Genomic DNA, 19,883 nt, shown 5'->3' with positions numbered 1-19,883 from the left:
AGATGCGACCGCCGGTGGCAGCGACGCGCGTCTCGTTGTCGCGCGCAGCCTGCAGCAGCCAGCCCAGCGGAGAGTTGACCAGCCGCCGCAGCCCCGCGAAGACCAGCGCGAACAGCACCAGCGCGACCCAGAAGAAGGAGGCGTCGTCGGCGAGGTTCACCGGCAGGCCGTTCAACACGGACCGCGCCGCCACCGGCAGGCCGTCGTCCCCGCCGTAGGCCTTCAGCGAGACGGCCAGGTAATGGAACATCTGCGCGAAGGCCAGCGTGATCATGATGAAGTAGACGCCGCGCGTGCGCAGGCTGATGGCGCCGATGACCGCCGCCGCGATGCCGGACACGGCCATCGCCGCCGGCCAGGCGATCCACGCCGACGTCGCGCCCGCGTCCGCCAGCACGCCCACCGTGTACGCGCCGATCCCGACGAAGGCCGCGTGGCCGAAGCTCACCAGCCCGCCGAAGCCGAGGATCAGGTTCAGGCTCGCCGCCGCGATCGCGAAGATCAGCACGCGCGTCGCGACCACCGTGTAGAACTCCAGGCCCAGCGCCTGCAGCAGCGGCGGCAGCGCCGCCAGCGCGACGAAGGCCGCCCAGATCCACGCACCGCCGGCGCGGTGATGGAGGAGCGTACGCCGGGGACGCAGGGACTCGGTCATCGGATCAGCCTCTCGCGGGGAACAGGCCGCGCGGTTTCCAGAACAGCACCGCCGCCATCAGCACGTAGATCAGGATGGCCGCAATCGACGGGCCCAGCGTGGATGCGACCTCCGGCGAGGCGATCTGCCGCAGCGCCGCCGGCAGCAGCGTGCGCGAACCGGTGTCCACCAGTCCCACCAGCAACGCGCCGACCAGCGCGCCGCGGATCGAGCCGATGCCGCCGATGACGATCACGACAAAGGCGAGGATCAGGATGCTCTCGCCCATGCCGACCTGCACCGCCAGCAGCGGTCCCAGCAGGGAACCGGCCAGCGCGCACAGCGCCGCGCCGATGCCGAAGACCGCCGTGAACAGCCGGTCCGCGGGCACGCCCATCGCCGTGGTCATCGCGCGGTTGGAGGCGCCGGCGCGCACCCACATGCCCCAGCGCGTGCGCGTCACCAGCAGGTAGAGCGCGACGGCCACCGCCAAGCCCACGCCAATGATCAGCAGCCGGTAGGCCGGGTACATCAGGCCGGGCAGCAGCTCGACCGGTCCCGACAGCGCGGCCGGCGTGTTGAGCATCAGCGGCTGCTCGCCCCAGATCATGCGCACGCCCTCGTTGAGCATCAGGATCAATGCGAAGGTCGCCAGCACCTGGCTCAGGTGGTCGCGCTGGTAGAGCCGGCGCAACAGCGTCACTTCGAGCAGCATGCCGAAGATCGCCGTGCCCGCCACCGCCGCGATGACCGCGACCAGGAAGGACGCGCCCGCCGCGATCGCCGCCGCGGCGAGGTAGGCGCCGACCATGTACAGCGAGCCGTGCGCGAGGTTGATCAGGTCCATGATGCCGAAGACCAGCGTCAGGCCGGCGGCCAGCAGGAACAGCATCAGCCCGAACTGCAGGCCGTTGAGCGCCTGCTCGGCGACGAGGATCAGGTCCATGACGACGACGTGTTCCGCTCAGGTCACTTCATCTTGCACTGCGGCGCGTAGGCGTCCGCGTGCTGCTCGAAGATCTTGCCCAGCGTCCGGTTGGTCACGCGGCCCTGCGGGTCCTTGGTGATCACGCGCAGGTAGTAGTCCTGCACCGGGTACTGGTTGTGGTTGAAGCGGAAGGGGCCGCGCACCGACTCGAACTTCGCGGCCTTGAGCGCCTTCAGCAGCGCGGGCTTGTCCTCGATCTTCCCCTTCACGTCGCGCACCGCCGCGGCGATCAGCAGCGCGGCGTCGTAGCCCTGGCTCGCGTACAGCGAGGGCAAGCGGCCGTAGGCCTTGACGAAGTCGGCGACGAAGCGTTTGTTGGCCGGGTTGTCGAGGTCGTGCGCCCAGTGCGAGCTGTTGAACATGCCCAGCATCGGCTCGCCGACGGCCTTGATCACGTCCTCGTCGGCGGAGAAGCCCGGACCGAACAGGGTCACGTCCTTGGACAGCCCCGCGCCGACGAACTGCTTGATGAAGTTGATGCCCATGCCGCCGGGCAGGAAGATGTACATGGCGTCGGGCTTGGCCGCGCGCGCCTGCGCCAGCTCCGCCGAATAGTCGAGCTGTCCGAGCTTGGTGTAGATCTCGTCGGCGACCACGCCCTTGTAGTAGCGGCGGAAGCCCGACACCGCGTCCTTGCCCGCCGGGTAGTTGGGCGCGAGCACCACCACCTTCTTGAAGCCCTTGTCCATCACCGTCTTGCCGATGGCCTCGTGCAGGTTGTCGTTCTGCCAGGCGACGTTGAAGAAGTACGGGTTGCACTGCTCGCCCGCGTACTGCGACGGGCCGGCGTTGGCGCTGATGTAGGGCACCTGCGCGGCGAAGACGCCGGGGCCGACCGCCAGCATCACGTTGGAGAACACGATGCCGGTCATCACGTCGACCTTGTCGCGCTTGAGCAGCCGCTCGGCCGACTGCTTGGCGACCTCGGGGTTCTGCTGGTCGTCGGCGATGACGGTCTCCACCGGCAGGCCGCCGAGCTTGCCTCCGTTCTGCTGCACCGCCAGCGCGAAGCCGTCGCGGATGTCCACGCCCAGCCCGGCGCCCGCGCCGGACAAGGTGCTCAACATGCCAACCTTGAGCTTGTCGGCCGCGTGGGCGGCGGGGGCGACCGCGGCCAGCGCGGTGAACGCGGCAAGCGTCATGAGCGCGGAACGGGCGACCGACTGGACGGGCAGGAACGCGGGGGACTTCGACGGCATCTTCATCGGCTTCTCCGGGGAGGAAAGGGGACGGTCGGTCGGAAGACTGCGGTTACTGCTCACGCAGGCGGAAACGTTGCAGCTTGCCCGTTTCGGTACGGGGCAGACTGGCGCGGAACTCTATCGCACGGGGGTACTTGTACGGGGCGATCGTGGCCTTGACGAAGTCCTGCATCGCCTTGATCAGCGCGCCGTCGTCGGCCCCGCCGATCGCATCGGGTTTGAGCACGACGAAGGCCTTCACGACTTGGCCGCGCTCGTCGTCGGGCACGCCGACCACCGCGCACTCGGCGACCGCCGGATGCGCGAGCAGCGCCGACTCGACCTCCGGGCCGGCGATGTTGTAGCCGCCGGAGATGATCATGTCGTCGGTACGCGCCTGGTAGACGAAGTAGCCGTCTGCGTCGATGAGGTAGGCATCGCCGGTGAGGTTCCAGCCGTGCTTCACGTACTTGAGCTGGCGGTCGTCCGCGAGGTAGCGGCAACCGGTCGGACCGAGCACGGCCAGCTTGCCGACGCTTCCCTGCGGCACGTCGTTGCCCTCGTCGTCGACGACACGCGCCCGGTAGCCCGGCACCGGCTTGCCGGTCGCACCGGGGCGTGCCGTTTCCTCGGTATGCGAGACGAAGATGTGCAGCATCTCGGTCGCGCCGATGCCGTCGATCATCTCCAGGCCGGTCGTGTCCATCCACAGCTGGCGCGTCGCGGCGGGCAGCGCCTCGCCGGCGCTCACGCACTTGCGCAGCGAGGACAGGTCGTGCGACGCGGCCTGCGCCGCCATCGCGCGATAGGACGTCGGCGCGGTGAAACACACGGTCGCGCGGTGTTTCGCGATCGCCGGCAGCAGCGCGTCGGGCGACGCCTTCTCCAGCAGCACGGCCGTCGCGCCGACGCTCAGCGGGAACAGCAGCAGGCCGCCAAGGCCGAAGGTGAAGGCCAGCGGCGGGCTGCCGATGAACACATCGTCGGCACGGGCGCGCAGGCAGTGCACCGGCCAGCAGCGGCAGATCGCGATGACGTCGCGATGGAAGTGCATCGTGCCCTTGGGCTGCCCCGTCGTGCCGGACGTGAACGCGATCAGCGCGCAGTCGTCGGACGCGGTGTCGACGTTGTCGAAGCTGGAGGACTGGCGCTCCGCCAGCGCTTCCAATCCGTCCGCTGCATCGCTGCGGAACAGGCAGACCCGTTCGAGCACCGGGAACTGCGCGCGCGCCGTTTCTAGTTCTTCGGCCAGCGCCGCGTCGCACAGCGCGTGCGAGACGCGGGCTTTCTCGATGACCTGGCCCAGTTCCTTGGCGCGCAGCAGCGGCATCGTCGCGACCGCAATCGCCCCGATCTTCATCACCGCGAACCAGCAGGCCGCCATCTGCGGCGTGTTGGCGCCGCGCAGCAGCACGCGGTGGCCCGGCACCACGCCGAGTTCCTTCACCAGCACGTTGGCGATGCGGTTCGCCTGCGCCTGCAGCTCCGCGTAGGTCCAGCGGATCTCGCCGCCACGGCCGTCGCCGCCGATCACCGCCGTGCGGCCGCCCTGCCCTTCATCCACCCATCGATCCAGCAGATCCCACGCGCAGTTCATCCGTTCCGGAAACTGCAGCTCCGGCAGGTCGAAGACCAGCTCCGGCCACTGGTCCTGCGGCGGAAGGTTGTCGCGAGCGAAGGTGTCGAGGTGGGCGGTGCGGTGCATGAGCGCGTCCTTATCCGTTCTTCAACAGGTCTCGTCCGATGATCAGCTGCTGGACCTCGCTGGCCCCTTCGTAGATGCGCAGCGCGCGGATCTCGCGGTACAGGGACTCGACGATCTCGCCGCGCCGCACGCCGCGGCCGCCGTGCAGCTGCACCGCGGCGTCGATGACGCGCTGCGCGCCCTCGGTGGCCATCAGCTTGGCCATCGCGGCCTCGCGCGTGATCGTGCGGCCCTGGTCGCGCTCCCACGCCGCGCGGTAGACCAGCAGCGCGCTGCTGTCGACCGTGCAGGCCATGTCCGCGAGCTTGGCCTGCGTCAGCGGCAGGTCGGCCAAGGTGGCGCCGAACATCTCGCGCTCCTTGGCCTGGTTCAGCCCTTCCTCCAACGCCCGCCGCGCGAAGCCCAGCGACGCCGCGGCGACCGAGGTGCGGAACACGTCCAGCGTCCGCATCGCCACCTTGAAGCCTTCGCCCGGCGCGCCGACCATCGCGGTCTTCGGCACGCGGCATCCGGTGAAGCGCAGGCGCGCCAGCGGATGCGGCGCGATGACATCGATGCGCTCGGCGATCTCGAAACCCGGCGTACCGGCATCGACGATGAACGCGCTGATGCCGCGCGAGCCGGGCGCCTCGCCCGTGCGTGCGAACACGACGTAGAAGTCCGCGATGCCGCCGTTGGAGATCCAGGTCTTCTCGCCGTCGAGCACATAGTGGTCGCCGCCCTGGTCCAGGCGCGCGGCGCATTGCATCGCCGCCACGTCCGAGCCTGCCTCCGGCTCGGAGAGCGCGAACGCGGCCAGCGCCTCGCCACGCGACACGCGGGGCAGGTAGGCCTCGCGCTGTGCCGGCGTGCCCATCAGCGAGATCGCGCCCGATCCCAGCCCCTGCATCGCGAACGCGAAGTCCGCCAGGCCGTCGTGCCGCGCCAGCGTCTCGCGCAGCAGGCAGATGGCGCGCGTGTCGATGGCTTCGCCCTCCCCCGCCACCGCGTGCTTCAGCCACCCGCCGGCGCCGAGCGCCTTCACCAGCGACTTGCAGCTCGTGTCCACGTCCTCGTGGTCCACCGAGCCGTGCGCCAGGTTGCGCGCGCACCAGCCGTCCAGCTCGCTTGCCAGCGCGCGGTGCTTGTCCTCGAAGAACGGCCAGTCCAGATGCTTCAGATGATTCATGGCCGTCCTCAATCGCCCTTGAATTCCGGACGCTGCTTCGCGACGAACGCGTGGTACGCGCGGTGGAAGTCCTGCGTCATCATGCAGATCGCCTGCGCCTGCGCTTCGGCCTCGATGGCCTCGTCGACGCCCATCGTCCACTCCTGATGCAGCATCCGCTTGGTCATCGCATGCGCGAAGTTCGGACCGGCGGCGATCTCCGCGGCCCAGGCCACGGCCTGCGCTTCGAGCACGTCCGGCTCGGCGACTCGGTTGAAGAAGCCCCACTGGAGCGCCTCTTCACCACCCAGGCTGCGGCCCGTGTAGAGCAGATCCGACGCTCGGCCTTGACCGACGATGCGCGGCAGCAGCGCGCAGGCACCCATGTCGCAGCCGGCCAGGCCGACGCGGGTGAACAGGAACGCCGTCTTGCTGCGCGCCGTGCCGACGCGCAGGTCCGAGGCCATCGCCATGATCGCGCCGGCGCCCGCGCAGACGCCGTCGATCGCGGCGACCACCGGCTGCGGGCAGGCGCGCATCGCCTTCACGAGATCCCCGGTCATGCGCGTGAACGCCAGCAGGTCCGGCATCGCCATCTTCGTCAACGGGCCGATGATCTCGTGCACGTCGCCGCCGGAGCAGAAATTGCCGCCCGCGCCCTGCACGACGATCGCGTTCACCTCGTCCACATATGACAGGGTACGGAACAGGTCGCGCAGCTCGGCGTAGGACTCGAAGGTCAGCGGGTTCTTACGCTCGGGGCGATTCAGCGTGACGACGCCGACCGCGCCGTCCTGGCGCCAGCTGAAGTGCTTCGGCTCGAAGCCCTTCAGGCTGCGCGTGTTGCCGCTGATGAGATGGCTGTCCATCGATGGGTACTCCTTGGTTCGCCGGTGGCGTTCATTTGCGGGCGGCGTCGAGTTGCGCGAGATGGCCCTTCAGCCCCGCGAGCAACTCGTACACCTGCGTCTTCTGTTCGGGCGGCCAACCGGCCAGCAGCTCGACGATCCAGCCCTCGTGCGTCGCGGCCATGCGCTTGAACTGTCGCCGGCCGGCCGGCGTCAGCCGCACCGTGACGCTGCGCCGGTCCGACGGATGCGGCTCGCGCACCACGTGGCCCTCGGCTTCGAGCTGGTCGGTGATGCCGGTGACGTTGCCGCCGGTGACCATCAAGCGCTGCGACAGCTCGCGCATCGTCAGACCGTCGGGACTGCGTTCGAGCTGCGCGAGCAGGTCGAAACGCGGCAGCGTCGTGCCGAAGTCATTGCGCAGGCGCTGCCGGATCTGGTCCTCGATGCGCGTCGTGCAGGCCAGCAGGCGCAGCCACACGCGCAGCGCCTGGTGGTCGCCGTCGTGCATGCGGGACTCGAGGTCCGGGCCGAACTCCGCGCCCGGATCGTCGACGACATCCTGAAGCGTCCCTTTTGCGGCGTCGCGCATCACATCACCTCCCCGCCGGCCACGGCGATCGCCTGGCCGGTGATCGATCCGCTGTCGCGGCGCGCCAGCCACGCCACCGAGGCGGCGACCTCCGCCGGGTCGACCAGGCGTCCCTGCGGATTGACCGAGGCGAGCTCGGCACGCGCCTCGTCGGCCGTCCGACCGGTCTTGGCGACGATGGTGTCGATCGCACCGGCGACGATGTCGGTCTCGGTGTAACCCGGACAGACCGCGTTGACGGTCACGCCCTTGCGCGCCGTCTCCAGCGCCAGTGCGCGCGTGAGCCCGAGCACGCCGTGCTTGGCCGCGCAGTAGGCGGCAACGTAGGCGTAGCCCTTCAGCGCCGCGGTGCTCGCGACGTTGACGATGCGGCCGAAGCGGCGTTCGCTCATCGCGGGGAGCACCTCGCGGCTGCACAGGAAGCTGCCGGTGAGGTTGACGTTGAGCAGGCGCTGCCAGGTGTCCAGCGAGGTCTTCGCGAGCGGCGCCGTCTCGACCTGCCCGGCGTTGTTGACCAGCAGATCGACCGGCCCGGCTGCGGCCACCGCCGCCGCGAAGGCCTGACGCACGCTGGCCTCGTCGCCGACGTCGCACACCTGCAGCTCGACGGACAGACCGCCGTCGACGTTCAGCTTGTCGCGTTGTTCCTTCAGCTTCTCGAGGCGACGGCCCACCAACGTGACGCGCGCACCGTCGGCGATCAGCGCCTGCGCGATCGCCGCGCCGATGCCGGAGCCGCCACCGGTGACGACCGCATGCAGCCCTTCGAGCGGGTACCTGTTGATCATGGGGATCCCTTGATGCTGTTGCTTGTCGTCATGACCGCCACCTCAGACGCCGAGCGCCTTGTTGGCCTGTTCCTGCGCGGCGGCACCGCCACCCATGGCGCGTTGTCGCTCGAACTCCCGCTCCATCTGGCTCTTGCCGGACAGGTACTGCGCGGGCCAGTCCAGGCCCGGACCCGACAGATAACCGATCTTCGCGGCCTCGGTCAGCGTCCACGCGGGATTGGCCAGATGCGGACGCGCGATCGCGCACAGGTCCGCGCGGCCGGCCGCGATGATGCTGTTGACGTGGTCCGCCTCCGAGATCGCACCCACCGCGATCGTCGCGATGCCGGCGCGGTTGCGCACGCTTTCGCTGAAGGGCGTCTGCCACATGCGGCCGTAGGTGGGCCGTTCCTGCTTGCTGACCTGTCCCGAGGAGACGTCGATCAGGTCGGCACCCGCGGCCTTGAAAGCTTCGGCCATGGCGACCGCGTCCTCGGTCGTCGTGCCGCCGGGCACCCAGTCGTTCGCGGAGATCCGCACCGACATCGGCCGGTCCTGCGGCCAGACGGCGCGCATCGCGGCGAAGACTTCGAGCGGATAACGCAGGCGGTTCTCCAGCGATCCGCCGAACTCATCGGCGCGTTGGTTCGTCAGCGGCGACAGGAAGCTCGACAGCAGATAGCCGTGCGCGCAGTGCAGCTCCAGCCAGTCGAAGCCGGCCTCGGCCGCGCGGCGCGTGGCGGCGACGAAGTCCGCCTTGACGCGGTCCATGTCCGCGCGGGTCATCTCGCTCGACCACTGGCTGACGCCGTCCAGGTATTGCTGCGGCGACGCCGAGATCAACGGCCAGTTGCCGTCGTCCAAGGGCTGGTCGATGCCGTCCCAGGCCACGCGCGTCGAGCCCTTCGCGCCGGCGTGGCCGAGCTGCATCGCGATCTTCGCGGTCGAACTGCGGTGCACGTGATCGACGATGCGCTTCCAGCCATCGCGTTGCGCGTCGTTCCACAAACCCGGGCATCCCGGCGTGATGCGCGCGTCGGGCGACACGCAGGTCATCTCCACGAACACCAGCCCCGCGCCGCCCATCGCGCGGGCGCCGAGGTGGGCCAGGTGGTAGTCGGCGGGCTGGCCGTCCTCGCAGGAGTACTGCGCCATCGGCGAGACGACGACGCGGTTCTTCAACCTCACGCCACGCAGCGTGAACGGCGTGAACATCGGCGGCGCGGCCCGGTCCAGGCCCGCGCGGTGCGAGAGCCACGATTCGTACTCACCGACGTAGCGCGCGTCGCGCAGCCGCAGGTTCTCATGCGAGATGCGCTGCGAGCGCGTCAGCAGCGAGTACGCGAACTGCTCCGGCGCCAGGCGCGCGTGGCGCTCGACGTTCTCGAACCACTCCGTCGAATTGCGCGCGGCGTTCTGGATGCGCAGCACGTCGATGGCACGCGTGGCTTCGTATTCCTCCAGCGCGGCGGGCAGGCTGTCCACGCCGCCGCCGTGGCGCTCGATGTCGCGCGCCAGCGCGATCGCATCTTCCAGCGCGAGCTTGGTGCCCGAGCCGATCGAGAAATGCGCCGTGTGCGCCGCGTCGCCCATCAGCACGACCGGCGCGCGGCCGTTGTGATGCACCCAGTGCTTGCAGACCACCCGCGGGAAGCGGATCCACTGCGCCGAGCCGCGCAGGTGCGAGGCGTTCGAGATCAGCGGGTGGCCGTCCAGCACCTTGGCGAAGAGCTTCTCGCAGAAGGCAATGCCCTCTTCCTTGCTCATGTCCTCGAGGCCGGCGGCCTTCCACACGTGTTCCGGCGTCTCGACGATGAAGGTCGAATGCGTGTCGTCGTAGCGGTAGGCGTGCGCCTGGAACCAGCCCCACTCGGTCTTCTGGAAGTCGAAGGTGAAGGCGTCGAAGAGCTTGGTCGTGCCCAGCCACACGAAGCGGCAGTGCCGCAGGTCGACATCAGGCTGGTAGGTCGCGGCGTACTTCTGGCGCAGACGGCTGTTGAGGCCGTCGGCCGCGATGATCAGGTCGGCATCGATGTCGGCGTCGTCGGCGACATCGGTCTCGTAGCGCAGCACGACGCCCAGTTCCTCGCAGCGCTCGCGCAGGATGTCCAGCAGCTTGCGCCGGCCGATGCCGCAGAAGCCGTGCCCGCCGGACACCATCGTGCGGCCGTCGATGTGGACGGCGATGTCGTCCCAGTGGTTGAAGGCTTGCAGTATCTGCCCGGCCGTCTGTGGATCGGCCTCGCGCAGCGCGGCCAGCGTCTGGTCCGAGAACACCACGCCCCAGCCGAAGGTGTCGCCGGCGCGGTTGCGCTCCAGCACCGTCACGTCGTGCGCCGGGTTCTGCCGCTTCATCAGCAGCGCGAAGTACAGGCCGGCGGGACCGCCGCCGATGCAGGTGATACGCATGGTGGGAAGCCCGGCGAGCGTCGGGCGAGGACTGCTTGACGGGATCACTTTAGGCCTGGATAGTTGAGGCGTCAACGATATGGGCGACTGGCCTTTCCCGAGATAACCCTGAGCCCGTCAACGTCGCCGCCCCGGGCGGCTTGCGCAAAGCACCCGGCCTTGTTGGAATTAACCGACACCACGGTCCAGGACCGCGCGCTAAGGTGCGCGCCGTCGTGCCGTAGACCCGGCAGGAGCAGCAGATGAAGTCAACCAGCCCATCCTCCCAAAGATCGTCCGAACGATCCTCCTCACGCTCGCTGTGGGACATCTCGCCGGTGGTGGCGCCCGACGCGCCCATCTTCCCCGGGGACGAGCCCTACGCGCTGAAGTGGACCGCGCGGCTGTCGCCGGAGTGCCCGGTGAACCTGAGCGCGATCACGATGTCGCCGCACGTCGGCGCGCATGCCGATGCCCCGCTGCATTACGCCGACGGCGTCGCGAGCGCGGCGGAGGTGGCGCTCGATCCCTACCTCGGTCCCTGCCGCGTGATCCATGCGATCGGCTGCGGACCGCTGATCCGCGTCGAGCATCTGGAACACGCCGCGCAGGACCTGCCGGCGCGCGTGCTGGTGCGCTGCAACGAGCGCGCCGACACCGTCTGGAATCCCGAGTTCAGCGCCTATGCACCCGAGACCGTCGAGTGGCTGGCCGCGCGCGGCGTGAAGCTGATCGGACTCGACACGCCGAGCGTCGATCCCGCGACCAGCAAGACGCTGGACAGCCATCAGCAGCTGCTGCGCCTGGACCTGCGAGTGCTGGAGAACCTCGTGCTCGACGACGTGCCCGAAGGCGACTACGAACTGATCGCGCTGCCGCTCAAGCTCGCCGGCGCCTGCGCGTCGCCGGTGCGCGCGGTGCTGCGCTCACTGTGACCCCTCTTCCGAAATCATCTGGAACATCGATGACCACTAGACAAGATTGCCTGGCCCTGGACGCCGCCGATCCGCTGGCGCCGCTGAAGGACCAGTTCTCGCTGCCCGCGGGCACGCTCTATCTGGACGGCAATTCGCTGGGCGCGATGCCCAAGGCGACTGCGGCGCGCGTGCAGCAGGTGATCACCGACGAATGGGGCCGCGACCTGATCAAGAGCTGGAACACCGCCGGCTGGATCGACCTGCCCTCGCGCATCGGCGACAAGATTGGCCGCCTGATCGGCGCCAAGCCCGGCGAGACCATCGTCGCGGACTCGACCTCGCTCAACCTCTACAAGGTGTTGAGCGCAGCACTGCGCATCGTCAAGGCCGGCGACGCTGACGGTCGCCGCACGGTCGTCGTCTCCGAACGCAGCAACTTCCCCACCGACCTCTACATCGCGGAGAGCCTCGCCGAGCAGTTCGGCATGACGCTCCACCTCGTCGATCACGTCGACGAGATCCCCGACCTGCTGAACGACAAGCTCGCCGTGCTGATGCTGACCGAGGTCAACTACCGGACTGGCCGCAAGCACGACATGAAGGCGGTGACCGCCGCGGCCCATGCGGCCGGCGCGCTGACCGTGTGGGACCTCGCGCACTCCGCGGGCGCGATCCCGGTTGACCTGAATGCCGCCGATGCGGACTTCGCCATCGGCTGCGGCTACAAGTACCTCAACGGCGGCCCCGGCGCACCGGCGTTCGTGTGGGCGCATCCGCGCCATGCGGACCGCTTCTGGCAGCCGCTGTCGGGTTGGCTGGGTCATGCGTCGCCCTTCCAGTTCACCTCGAACTACGCGCCGGCGCCCGGCATCAAGCGCTACATCTGCGGCACGCCGGCGATCCTGTCCACGGCGGCGTTGGAATGCGGCGTCGACACGCTGCTCGCGGCCGTGCCCTTTGGCGGCATGGCGGCGCTGCGCGAGAAATCGATCGCATTGACTGAGTTGTTCGCGCGCCTGGCTGAAGAGCGCTGCGGCGGGCAAGGCATCTATGTGGTCTCGCCGCGCGACGCCGCGCAGCGCGGCAGCCAGGTCTGCCTCGCACTGAAGGCCCCGTTGCATGAGACGGCCGGCTACGCGGTCGTGCAGGCGTTGATCGAGCGCGGCGTGATCGGCGACTCCCGGGCCGGCGATCCGACGCGGCTGGACGAGGTGCCGCACATCCTGCGCTTCGGCTTCACGCCGCTGTACATCGGCTTCACCGACGCGTGGGACGCGGTCGAGCATCTGCATCAGGTACTGGCCACCGAAGAATGGCGCGAGGCGCGCTTCAACAAGAAGGCGGCGGTGACATGAGCTGCCCGATGGGACACGGATCCGGCGCGGCGCCTGACGGCGTCGACAACGGCGCACCGGGCACCAGGCAAGAAGCTGGGCAAGGCGGGCAAGGCGGACAAGGTGGCGAGGCGATCGTCCGCGAGGAAGGCGCGCAGCTCGACTTCTCCAAGGACATGAGCTACGGCGACTACCTCCGCCTGGACCAGGTGCTGAGCGCGCAACACCCGCTCTCGCCCGACCACAACGAGATGCTCTTCATCATCCAGCACCAGACCTCGGAGCTGTGGATGAAGCTGATGCTGCACGAGCTGCACGGCGCGGTGACGCATGTGGCGTCGGACCAGTTGCCCGAGGCCTTCAAGATGCTGGCGCGGGTGTCGCGGATCATGGAGCAGCTCGTCCACGCCTGGGACGTGCTCAGCACGATGACGCCGCCGGAGTACTCGGCCATCCGGCCCTATCTCTCCAACAGCAGCGGCTTCCAGAGCGCGCAGTACCGGCGCATCGAGTTCATGCTCGGCAACAAGAACGCGGCGATGCTCAAGCCGCACGCGCACCGCGCCGACCTGCTGGCCGAGGTGCAGGCGGCTTACGAAGCGCCTTCGCTGTACGACGAGGCCCTGCGCCTGCTCAAGCGTCGCGGCATCGACGTGCCGGCCGCCGCGCTCGACCGGGACTGGACGCAGCCGCGTTCCGCCGACGACGGCGTCAAGGCCGCGTGGCTCGAGGTCTACCGCGACCCCAAGGCGCATTGGGACCTGTACCAGATGGGCGAGGAACTCGTCGACCTCGAGGACGCCTTCCGGCTCTGGCGATTCCGCCACGTCACGACCGTGGAGCGCGTCATCGGCTTCAAGCGCGGCACCGGCGGCACCGGCGGCGTCAGCTACCTGCGCAAGATGCTGGACGTCGTGCTGTTCCCGGAGTTGTGGGCGCTTCGCACGGAGCTGTGACGCTCGCGCGGCCCGTCAAGGCTTGGGCAGCTCCGCAAAGGACTCGACCGCCTCCAGGCGCTCAAGTCCGGCCTTCAACCGGTCGAAGCGCCAGCGGTCCTGCTTCAGTTGCGCCTGCATGCGCACGAGGTCGTTCTTGAGTTCGTTGCCCCGCGCGGCGGGGTTGCGGTCGGACAGCTTCGCCATCAGGATGGTTTCCTGGCGCAGGTTGATGTTCTCCAGTTTGGGCACCGCGTCGCGCGCCAGCCAGTGGCGCGGGAACTGCGGCGCGAGCCGGTAGGCCGCCGCCGGATCGGCCACGTTCACCCGCACCCAGAAGCGGACATAGCGCTTGTCCGGATCGATCGCGACGAAACGGCGCGGCTGCGCGCCCGCCACGGGCGCGCCGGCACGCCAGACTTCCGCCGCCTCGCCCCAGGTGCGGAACTCCGCCGTGTGCGGACGCAGCCGGAAGGTCTCGATGGGCTCGAAGGCAGCGCGCTGCACATCGAAGCGCTCGTAGGCGAAAGTGCAGGCGCTGTCGCCGGCGAGCAGCGGCGTCGGCCCGCCGTCCAGACCGGCCTCGACGAACACCAGCTCAGCCACCACCGGCACCCGCGCGACGACCGGCGCACCGGTCGGCCCTTCCTCGAGTTCGGGGGCGCCACGCTGTTCGATCGCCCGGACGATCACGGTGAGGTCGCAGTCCTGCAGCGGCTCGCCCGCATGCGCGACGCGAGGCTTCGCGCGTGCTTGCAGGATCTGCTTCGGATCGGCGTCGGCCGCCAACTGTGCGGAGACGAAACGCACGGCCGCCTGCAGCCGCTCTGCGTCGCTCGCCTCGGACGCGGGCGAGGCCGCCGCTTGCGTTCCCGTTGCCCACGCCATCAGTCCCAGCACCAGGCCGCCGGCCAGTCGTCGACGCACGGCGCCATGGGCCCCGCCGGCTTCATCGGCTCCTCCAGTCACCCTCATCGCATGCTCCTCCCGGTCGTCCTTGTTTTCCAAGCGCGCGATGTTAGAGCGTCCTCGCGACAGCACCGTCCCCGCCCCCAGCCCACCGCCCTGTGCGCCACGGACCCGCGGCGCCCGCCGTGCGCCCGGGGCCGGATGCGTCGGACGGAAGTCATGGAAGCGTCACTTCTACAATCGGCGACTTCACGCGCGCGGCCCACCCGGCCGCTGCGTTCCACGCCCGCCAACCCGCCGAGGCCCGCCATGGATACCCGCCTTTCCCAGATCAAGCTGCGCATCTCCAGACTGCGCGACGCGCTGCGCAACGCCGGCGCCCACGCCATCCTGGTGCCCTCGGCCGATCCGCATCTGTCCGAATACCTGCCGCGCCGCTGGCAGGCCCGCGAAGTCTTCTCCGGCTTCACCGGCTCCATGGGCACCCTGGTCGTGACGTTGGACGACGCCCAGCTGTTCGCCGACAGCCGCTACTGGACCTCCGCCGAACGCGAGCTCGCCGACAGCGGCATCGCCCTCTTCAAGATCCCCACCGGCGCCTCCAGCCAGCACATCACCTGGATCGCGGACACGCTGCAGCGCGGCCAGACGCTGGTCGTCGACGGCCAGGTGCTCGGCCTCGCGGTCGCGCAGCAGCTGCGCGCGGCACTCGGCGCCAAGGGCGTGCTGATCAACTCCGCCATCGACCTGATCGACCAGGCCTGGGACGACCGCCCCGGCCTGCCCGACGCGCCCATCTACGAACACGCCTCGCCGCAGGCCACCGTCAGCCGTGCCGACAAGCTTCGGCAAGTGCGCGAAGGCATGGTGAAACACGGCGCCTCGCACCACCTGATCTCCAGCGTCGACGACATCGCCTGGCTGCTCAACCTGCGCGGCTCGGACGTGACCTACAACCCGGTGTTCCTCGCCCATGCGCTGCTCGACCAGGCCGGTGCGACGCTGTTCGTGCAGCCCGGCAAGATCGACGCGGCGCTGGAGCAGCGCCTCGCCGCCGACGGCGTGCGCCTCGCGCCGTACGCCGACACCCGCACGACGCTGGGCGCCCTGCCCGCGGACGCCAAGGTCCTGATCGATCCCCGTCGCGTCACGCTCGGCCTGCGCGAGGCCCTGCCGGCGTCGGCGGCCGTCGTCGAGGCCATCAACCCCAGCACGCTGCTGAAGAGCCGCAAGAACGCCGCCGAAGCGCAGTTCATCCGCCAGGCGATGGAACAGGACGGCGCCGCGATGTGCGCGTTCTACGCGTGGTTCGAGGCGGCGATGGCGCGCGGCGAAGCGATCTCCGAACTCACCATCGACGAGCGCCTGACCGCCGAGCGCGCCAGGCGCCCCGGCTTCGTCGGCCTGTCGTTCTCGACCATCGCCGGCTTCAACGCCAACGGCGCGATGCCGCATTACCGCGCCGTGCCCGAGTCCTTCTCCCAGATCGACGGCAACGGCCTGCTGCTGATCGACTCCGGCGGCCAGTACGTCGGCGGCACGACCGACATCACCCGCGTCTGGCCGATCGGCACCATCACCGACGGCCACAAGCGCGACTACACGCTGGTGCTCAAGGGCACGATCGCGCTGTCGCGCACCGCGTTCCCCCGCGGCACGCTGAGCCCGATGCTCGACGCCATCGCCCGCGCCCCGCTGTGGGCCCACGGCCTGGACTACGGCCACGGCACCGGCCACGGTGTCGGCTACTTCATGAACGTGCATGAGGGCCCGCAGAGCATCTCGAAGGCCGTGCCCGATGCGAACATGGCCATGGAGCCCGGCATGATCACGTCGATCGAGCCCGGCCTGTACCGCCCCGGCCAATGGGGGGTGCGGATCGAGAACCTGGTGCTGAACGTCGCCTTCGAGACCCCCGAAAAGGGGCAGTTCGGCGAGATGCTGGCGTTCGAGACCCTGACGCTGTGCCCCATCGACACGCGCTGCATCGCAGTGGCCCTGCTGTCGGAGGATGAGCTCGCGTGGCTGAATGCGTATCACGCCGAGGTGCGTCGGCGGCTGGCGCCGCTGGTCGACGGCGACGCCCTCGCCTGGCTGAACACCCGCACCGAAGCGCTGCAGCGCTGAGCCCGGGACCGTCCATGCGACGGATGGCGGAAAAGCGCGGCTGAGCCGCGCTTTTTTACGTCCGGCTTCGCTGGAAGCGCTCCGGGCCGCGACCTAGACTTGTTGCAGCTTGTCGACGAGGAGCAGAGACATGGACACCCGACTCTCTCAAGCGTGGAACGGCTGGCGCGCGTTGGCGCGACACAAGCCCTCGACCAACGATGAACGCGAGTTGCACCGCTTCTCCGACGGCGCGATGCACACGGCGTTGATGGCCGCGATCATCGCGGTGGCCGTGATGGCCGTCGTGCAGATGGTCAACGTCGCCGCCCCGATGTGGCAGCTGGAACCGGTGGTCGTGCAGGGCAAGGCCCAGCAGGTGCCGCTGCCCGCCGCGCCTCAACCGCTGGAACGGGCGCAACCGGGCCGCTGAGCCTCCTGGCACCGAGGACCGGCACGCGCCGGTCTTCGTCCGCGGGCTGCCTTACATCTGCCGGAACAGGTGCAGGTAGCTGCGGCTGACCGGCAGCACCTCGGGTCGCGCCTTCAGGTGGAGGTCCGCCGTTTCATTGGGCCCGCGCGTGACGTGACTGATCGCGTGCAGGTTCACGACCACCGAGCGGTGGACCTGCACGAATCGCTGCGCGTCCAGCCGCTCGATCAACTCGCGGATCGGCGTGCGGATGAGCGCCTCGCCCTCCGCGGTGACCACCAGCGTGTACTTCTCGTCCGAGCGCAGGAACAGGATCTCGTCGACCGGGATCAGCTTCAGCGTCGACCCCACGGACGCCCGGATCCACTGCAGCGGCCCAGAGTCGGTCGCGAGGCCGGCGGCCGCCGAGACGGGCGCGCCCGGTTGCCGCGCCATGCGACGGGCGAGTTCGTCGATGACGGCCTCCAGCGCCGCCTGGCTGCCCTCTGCGCGCGAACGCCGGGGCTGTTCGGCCAGACGCTCCTTCAGCCGGCCGACCGTGTCGGCGAGACGCACCTCGTCGACCGGCTTGACCAGATAGTCGATCGCGCCGCGTTCGAAGGCCTGCAACGCGTATTCCTCGAACGCGGTGACGAACACGACATGGGCCTGGCGCGCGATCTGCCGGGCCGCCTCCATCCCGTTCAGGCCCGGCATGTGCACGTCGAGGAAGGCGATGTCGGGCCGGTGGACCTCGAACATCTCGACCGCCTCGCGCCCGTTGCGCGCCTGGGCGACCACGCGCAGTTCCGGCCACAGCAGGCCGAGGCTGCGCTGCAGGCTGTCGCGCAGCAGCGGTTCATCGTCCGCGATCAGGGCGGTCGGCGCGGGGATGTCGAACTCGGCGGATTGGCTGGAAGAACTCATGTCATTGCGGCGTGAAGCGCAGTTCGGCGCACAGGCCGTGCGGCAGATTCTCGGTCAGCGCCAACGAGGCCCCGAGGCCGTAGAACAGCGTCAGCCGCTCCCGCAGGTTGCGCAGCCCGGTGCCGCTGCCCATGCTCTGCGTCATGCCGACGCCGGTGTCGCTGACCCACAGCCGCACCTGGCCGTCGTGCAGCGCACCGCCGACCTCGATGCGACCGCCCTCCTCGCTCGGATCGATGCCGTGGCGCACGGCGTTCTCGACCAGCGTCAGCAAGGCCATGGGTGGAAAGCGCAGGCCGCCGAGCTCCGGCGGCAGGTCGACGACGACATCGAGCCGGTCCGGCATGCGCAGATGCATCAGCTCGAGGTAGGCGCGCACCAGGGCGACCTCGTCGGACAGCGTCGTGGCGTCGCCCTGCAGCCGCGGCATCGCCGCGCGCAGGTAGGCGATCAGGCTGCGCAGCACCGGCGCGGCCTGCGGCGAACCGGTCTCCACCAGCGCGCGGACGTTGGCCAGCGTGTTGAACAGGAAATGCGGCTCGACCTGCGCCTGCAGCAGCCGCAGCCGGGCGTCCAGGGCCTGGCGCTCCAGCTCGCTGCGTTCGAGCTCGAAACCGAGCGCCTGGCTGCGGGCCTCGGCATCGCGTTGCCGGTAGAGCGCGCCCATCGCCAGCAGCGGCCCGACGACCAGGCCGGATCCCGCGATCCAGAGGAAGCCGAGCATCCGGGATTCGGACTCGACGAAGCTGGAGAAGTCGCCGCCGACGGCGACCATGTAGACCGCCAAGGTGGCCAGCGGCACGGCCGCCGCAACGACGACGACCTGGAACAGCCAGCGCGCCCACCAGCGCGGCAACTGGCGCGGCCATTGCCCGGCCGCCGAGAAGGCCAGCAGCGCCAGCATGCCCACGAACATCGTCCGGCCCAGCAGGACCGGGAACGGCGTGATGAAGATCGGTTGCAGCGCCAGCGCGAAGACGGTGGCCAGCGCCAGCGCCAGCAGGACCCGCTGCGGCGTCAGGTAGGAGACGAAACCATGCCAGGCCGGATGGGCCGGCTCGGACGGGCTGACGGGGAGGACCGGGGTCGACATGCCCGCACGATAGCGGGCCCGTCGCGGCGATCCAAGCGCGGGCGGGCGCCGACGCGACGAAGCACGGGATGAGCCGCTTGAGCCACGGAGACCGGGGCGGCTTCCGCCCCCAGCCGCGGCAGTGTGGCGAGGAAATCCGCGAACAGGTCGTCGTCGGACAGGTCGCCTTCGAACATGGGGGTGTCAGTCATGCCGCCTGAGTGGGCCGTCGCAGTCATGCGTACATGCCGATCCGGCACATCACGGCTTCCTTTCCGGCATTGATGGCGAAACGCAGGGCTTCCGCCGGCGTCGCCCAGCCGTAGCCGCCGGCCAGGTTCTCGTCCCGGAAGGCCTCGCGCTTGTTCATCGCCTCGCAGAGCCCCGTCCGCACCACGACGACCGCCGCGACGTAGCCGAACTGGCGGGGGCGCTCGATCGCGCCGGCGTAGATGCGGTAGTCCCCGGTCTCGATTTCGGCGAAGTGCATGGCTGACTCCTTCAACGACAGGCAGCTCATGGCGAGCCGCGACGGAGTCCACTTTGCGCGCCGCTGCGCGCCTTGCATACCCAACTGAGGAGGGCCCTCGGAAGGGGGAGTCCGTCCCGGATCCCCCCATCGGGTGGTGTCGGCCAAAGTCGGGCCGTTCGGGGCGAGCGCCCCTGCCCGACGGCGTCAGAACTGGTTCTTGGCGATCGACGCGTATTCGCGCAGTTCGGCGTCCACGACGCGCTTGGGGGGCACGTCAGCGGGGCGCTGGCCCAGCGTGGGATGGAGCACATCGTACGAGCGGCGCTCCGACGGCGAGATGACGCCGTTCTGGTCGGAGTCGGCCTCCGCGTAGACCAGGTTGGGCACGAGGCTGATCGGGGCCGGGAACTTCTCGTCCGTGGACACGACGGCCGCCCGGGCATTCGACGGCTGGAAGGACGTGCTTTGCGCCGTCACCGTCGCGGGGCTGGCGGGCGCCGGAGCAATCGCTGTGGGCACTGGTGCGGGTGCGGGTGCGGGTGCGGG

At 69.6% G+C, this 19,883-nt stretch carries 18 protein-coding genes and 1 pseudogene; 5 read left to right on the top strand and 14 right to left on the bottom strand.

Features of this window, described 5'->3' with window-relative positions:
- From VF536_RS14605 to VF536_RS14565, 9 genes are all read right to left on the bottom strand, one after another.
- Positions 1-655 (bottom strand): branched-chain amino acid ABC transporter permease (locus VF536_RS14605; RefSeq protein ID WP_331615585.1); only part of this gene is annotated, 655 nt, incomplete at its 3' end.
- Positions 656-659: 4 nt separating this feature from the next.
- Entirely contained in the window at positions 660-1,580 is a 921-nt protein-coding gene (locus VF536_RS14600; protein WP_331615584.1) for a branched-chain amino acid ABC transporter permease, read from the bottom strand.
- A gap of 23 nt (positions 1,581-1,603) precedes the next feature.
- A complete protein-coding gene (locus VF536_RS14595; RefSeq protein WP_414710377.1) occupies positions 1,604-2,827 on the bottom strand; it encodes an ABC transporter substrate-binding protein in 1,224 nt (407 codons plus the stop codon).
- Positions 2,828-2,873: 46 nt separating this feature from the next.
- A complete protein-coding gene (locus VF536_RS14590) occupies positions 2,874-4,508 on the bottom strand; it encodes a benzoate-CoA ligase family protein (protein ID WP_331615583.1) in 1,635 nt (544 codons plus the stop codon).
- A 10-nt stretch (positions 4,509-4,518) separates the two neighbouring features.
- Entirely contained in the window at positions 4,519-5,676 is a 1,158-nt protein-coding gene (locus VF536_RS14585; RefSeq protein ID WP_331615582.1) for an acyl-CoA dehydrogenase family protein, read from the bottom strand.
- 8 nt (positions 5,677-5,684) lie between these two features.
- Positions 5,685-6,524 carry an enoyl-CoA hydratase family protein gene (locus tag VF536_RS14580; protein WP_331615581.1) on the bottom strand — a complete coding sequence of 280 codons (840 nt, stop codon included), beginning with the start codon at positions 6,522-6,524 and terminating at the stop codon, positions 5,685-5,687.
- Positions 6,525-6,555: 31 nt separating this feature from the next.
- A complete protein-coding gene (locus tag VF536_RS14575; protein ID WP_414710376.1) occupies positions 6,556-7,095 on the bottom strand; it encodes a MarR family winged helix-turn-helix transcriptional regulator in 540 nt (179 codons plus the stop codon).
- Positions 7,095-7,883, bottom strand: a complete 789-nt coding sequence (locus VF536_RS14570) for an SDR family NAD(P)-dependent oxidoreductase (RefSeq protein WP_331615580.1) — start codon at positions 7,881-7,883, stop codon at positions 7,095-7,097. Before VF536_RS14570 ends, VF536_RS14575 begins: the two co-directional genes overlap by 1 nt.
- Positions 7,884-7,925: 42 nt before the next feature.
- Positions 7,926-10,274, bottom strand: a complete 2,349-nt coding sequence (locus VF536_RS14565; protein WP_331615578.1) for a bifunctional salicylyl-CoA 5-hydroxylase/oxidoreductase — start codon at positions 10,272-10,274, stop codon at positions 7,926-7,928.
- Positions 10,275-10,516: 242 nt separating this feature from the next.
- Between VF536_RS14565 and kynB the strand changes: the two genes are divergently transcribed.
- Genes kynB through kynA form a run of 3 tightly spaced genes read left to right on the top strand, consistent with a single transcriptional unit; the run spans position 10,517 to position 13,460 of the window.
- On the top strand, positions 10,517-11,188 hold the full coding sequence (gene kynB / locus VF536_RS14560) for an arylformamidase (protein ID WP_331615577.1): 672 nt from the start codon (positions 10,517-10,519) through the stop codon (positions 11,186-11,188).
- A gap of 29 nt (positions 11,189-11,217) precedes the next feature.
- The gene (kynU, locus tag VF536_RS14555; protein WP_331615576.1) at positions 11,218-12,525 is read left to right on the top strand and encodes a kynureninase; all 1,308 of its coding nucleotides are present in this window, start codon (positions 11,218-11,220) and stop codon (positions 12,523-12,525) included.
- 8 nt (positions 12,526-12,533) lie between these two features.
- Positions 12,534-13,460: a tryptophan 2,3-dioxygenase gene (gene kynA / locus VF536_RS14550; protein ID WP_331615574.1), complete on the top strand. Its 927-nt coding sequence runs from the start codon at positions 12,534-12,536 to the stop codon at positions 13,458-13,460.
- Between the two features lie 15 nt (positions 13,461-13,475).
- On the opposite strand, the gene VF536_RS14545 is transcribed toward kynA, so the two are convergent.
- The gene (locus VF536_RS14545; protein ID WP_331615573.1) at positions 13,476-14,414 is read right to left on the bottom strand and encodes a hypothetical protein; all 939 of its coding nucleotides are present in this window, start codon (positions 14,412-14,414) and stop codon (positions 13,476-13,478) included.
- A gap of 243 nt (positions 14,415-14,657) precedes the next feature.
- Between VF536_RS14545 and VF536_RS14540 the strand changes: the two genes are divergently transcribed.
- Entirely contained in the window at positions 14,658-16,475 is a 1,818-nt protein-coding gene (locus tag VF536_RS14540; RefSeq protein ID WP_331615572.1) for an aminopeptidase P family protein, read from the top strand.
- A 130-nt stretch (positions 16,476-16,605) separates the two neighbouring features.
- The gene (locus tag VF536_RS14535; protein WP_331615571.1) at positions 16,606-16,887 is read left to right on the top strand and encodes a hypothetical protein; all 282 of its coding nucleotides are present in this window, start codon (positions 16,606-16,608) and stop codon (positions 16,885-16,887) included.
- A gap of 51 nt (positions 16,888-16,938) precedes the next feature.
- Here the strand turns inward: VF536_RS14535 and VF536_RS14530 are convergent, their stop codons facing one another.
- The 4 genes and pseudogenes from VF536_RS14530 to VF536_RS14515 all read right to left on the bottom strand — a co-directional run.
- Positions 16,939-17,793, bottom strand: coding sequence for a LytTR family DNA-binding domain-containing protein (locus VF536_RS14530; RefSeq protein ID WP_331615570.1), 855 nt, complete (start codon positions 17,791-17,793; stop codon positions 16,939-16,941).
- Between the two features lies 1 nt (position 17,794).
- Positions 17,795-18,886: a sensor histidine kinase gene (locus tag VF536_RS14525; RefSeq protein ID WP_331615569.1), complete on the bottom strand. Its 1,092-nt coding sequence runs from the start codon at positions 18,884-18,886 to the stop codon at positions 17,795-17,797.
- 214 nt (positions 18,887-19,100) lie between these two features.
- Complete coding sequence (locus tag VF536_RS14520; RefSeq protein WP_297525651.1) at positions 19,101-19,355, bottom strand: hypothetical protein; 255 nt, start codon at positions 19,353-19,355, stop codon at positions 19,101-19,103.
- Between the two features lie 186 nt (positions 19,356-19,541).
- Positions 19,542-19,883, bottom strand: a pseudogene (locus VF536_RS14515) (hypothetical protein); the annotation flags it as partial.

This window comes from Roseateles sp. (assembly GCF_036486225.1).
Taxonomy (GTDB): Bacteria; Pseudomonadota; Gammaproteobacteria; order Burkholderiales; family Burkholderiaceae_C; genus Roseateles.
The sequence above is the reverse complement of the archived record's forward strand: the minus strand, read 5'-3'. Positions and strand labels throughout refer to the sequence as shown.

Coding starts and splice junctions, on each gene's coding strand:
- VF536_RS14535 (WP_331615571.1), top strand. CDS start 16,606: ATGGACACCCGACTCTCTCAAGCGTGGAACGGCTGGCGCGCGTTGGCG.
- kynU (WP_331615576.1), top strand. CDS start 11,218: ATGACCACTAGACAAGATTGCCTGGCCCTGGACGCCGCCGATCCGCTG.
- kynA (WP_331615574.1), top strand. CDS start 12,534: ATGGGACACGGATCCGGCGCGGCGCCTGACGGCGTCGACAACGGCGCA.
- VF536_RS14585 (WP_331615582.1), bottom strand. CDS start 5,676: ATGAATCATCTGAAGCATCTGGACTGGCCGTTCTTCGAGGACAAGCAC.
- VF536_RS14540 (WP_331615572.1), top strand. CDS start 14,658: ATGGATACCCGCCTTTCCCAGATCAAGCTGCGCATCTCCAGACTGCGC.
- VF536_RS14575 (WP_414710376.1), bottom strand. CDS start 7,095: ATGCGCGACGCCGCAAAAGGGACGCTTCAGGATGTCGTCGACGATCCG.
- VF536_RS14590 (WP_331615583.1), bottom strand. CDS start 4,508: ATGCACCGCACCGCCCACCTCGACACCTTCGCTCGCGACAACCTTCCG.
- VF536_RS14525 (WP_331615569.1), bottom strand. CDS start 18,886: ATGTCGACCCCGGTCCTCCCCGTCAGCCCGTCCGAGCCGGCCCATCCG.
- VF536_RS14530 (WP_331615570.1), bottom strand. CDS start 17,793: ATGAGTTCTTCCAGCCAATCCGCCGAGTTCGACATCCCCGCGCCGACC.
- VF536_RS14565 (WP_331615578.1), bottom strand. CDS start 10,274: ATGCGTATCACCTGCATCGGCGGCGGTCCCGCCGGCCTGTACTTCGCG.
- VF536_RS14520 (WP_297525651.1), bottom strand. CDS start 19,355: ATGCACTTCGCCGAAATCGAGACCGGGGACTACCGCATCTACGCCGGC.
- kynB (WP_331615577.1), top strand. CDS start 10,517: ATGAAGTCAACCAGCCCATCCTCCCAAAGATCGTCCGAACGATCCTCC.
- VF536_RS14545 (WP_331615573.1), bottom strand. CDS start 14,414: ATGAGGGTGACTGGAGGAGCCGATGAAGCCGGCGGGGCCCATGGCGCC.
- VF536_RS14600 (WP_331615584.1), bottom strand. CDS start 1,580: ATGGACCTGATCCTCGTCGCCGAGCAGGCGCTCAACGGCCTGCAGTTC.
- VF536_RS14595 (WP_414710377.1), bottom strand. CDS start 2,827: ATGAAGATGCCGTCGAAGTCCCCCGCGTTCCTGCCCGTCCAGTCGGTC.
- VF536_RS14570 (WP_331615580.1), bottom strand. CDS start 7,883: ATGATCAACAGGTACCCGCTCGAAGGGCTGCATGCGGTCGTCACCGGT.
- VF536_RS14580 (WP_331615581.1), bottom strand. CDS start 6,524: ATGGACAGCCATCTCATCAGCGGCAACACGCGCAGCCTGAAGGGCTTC.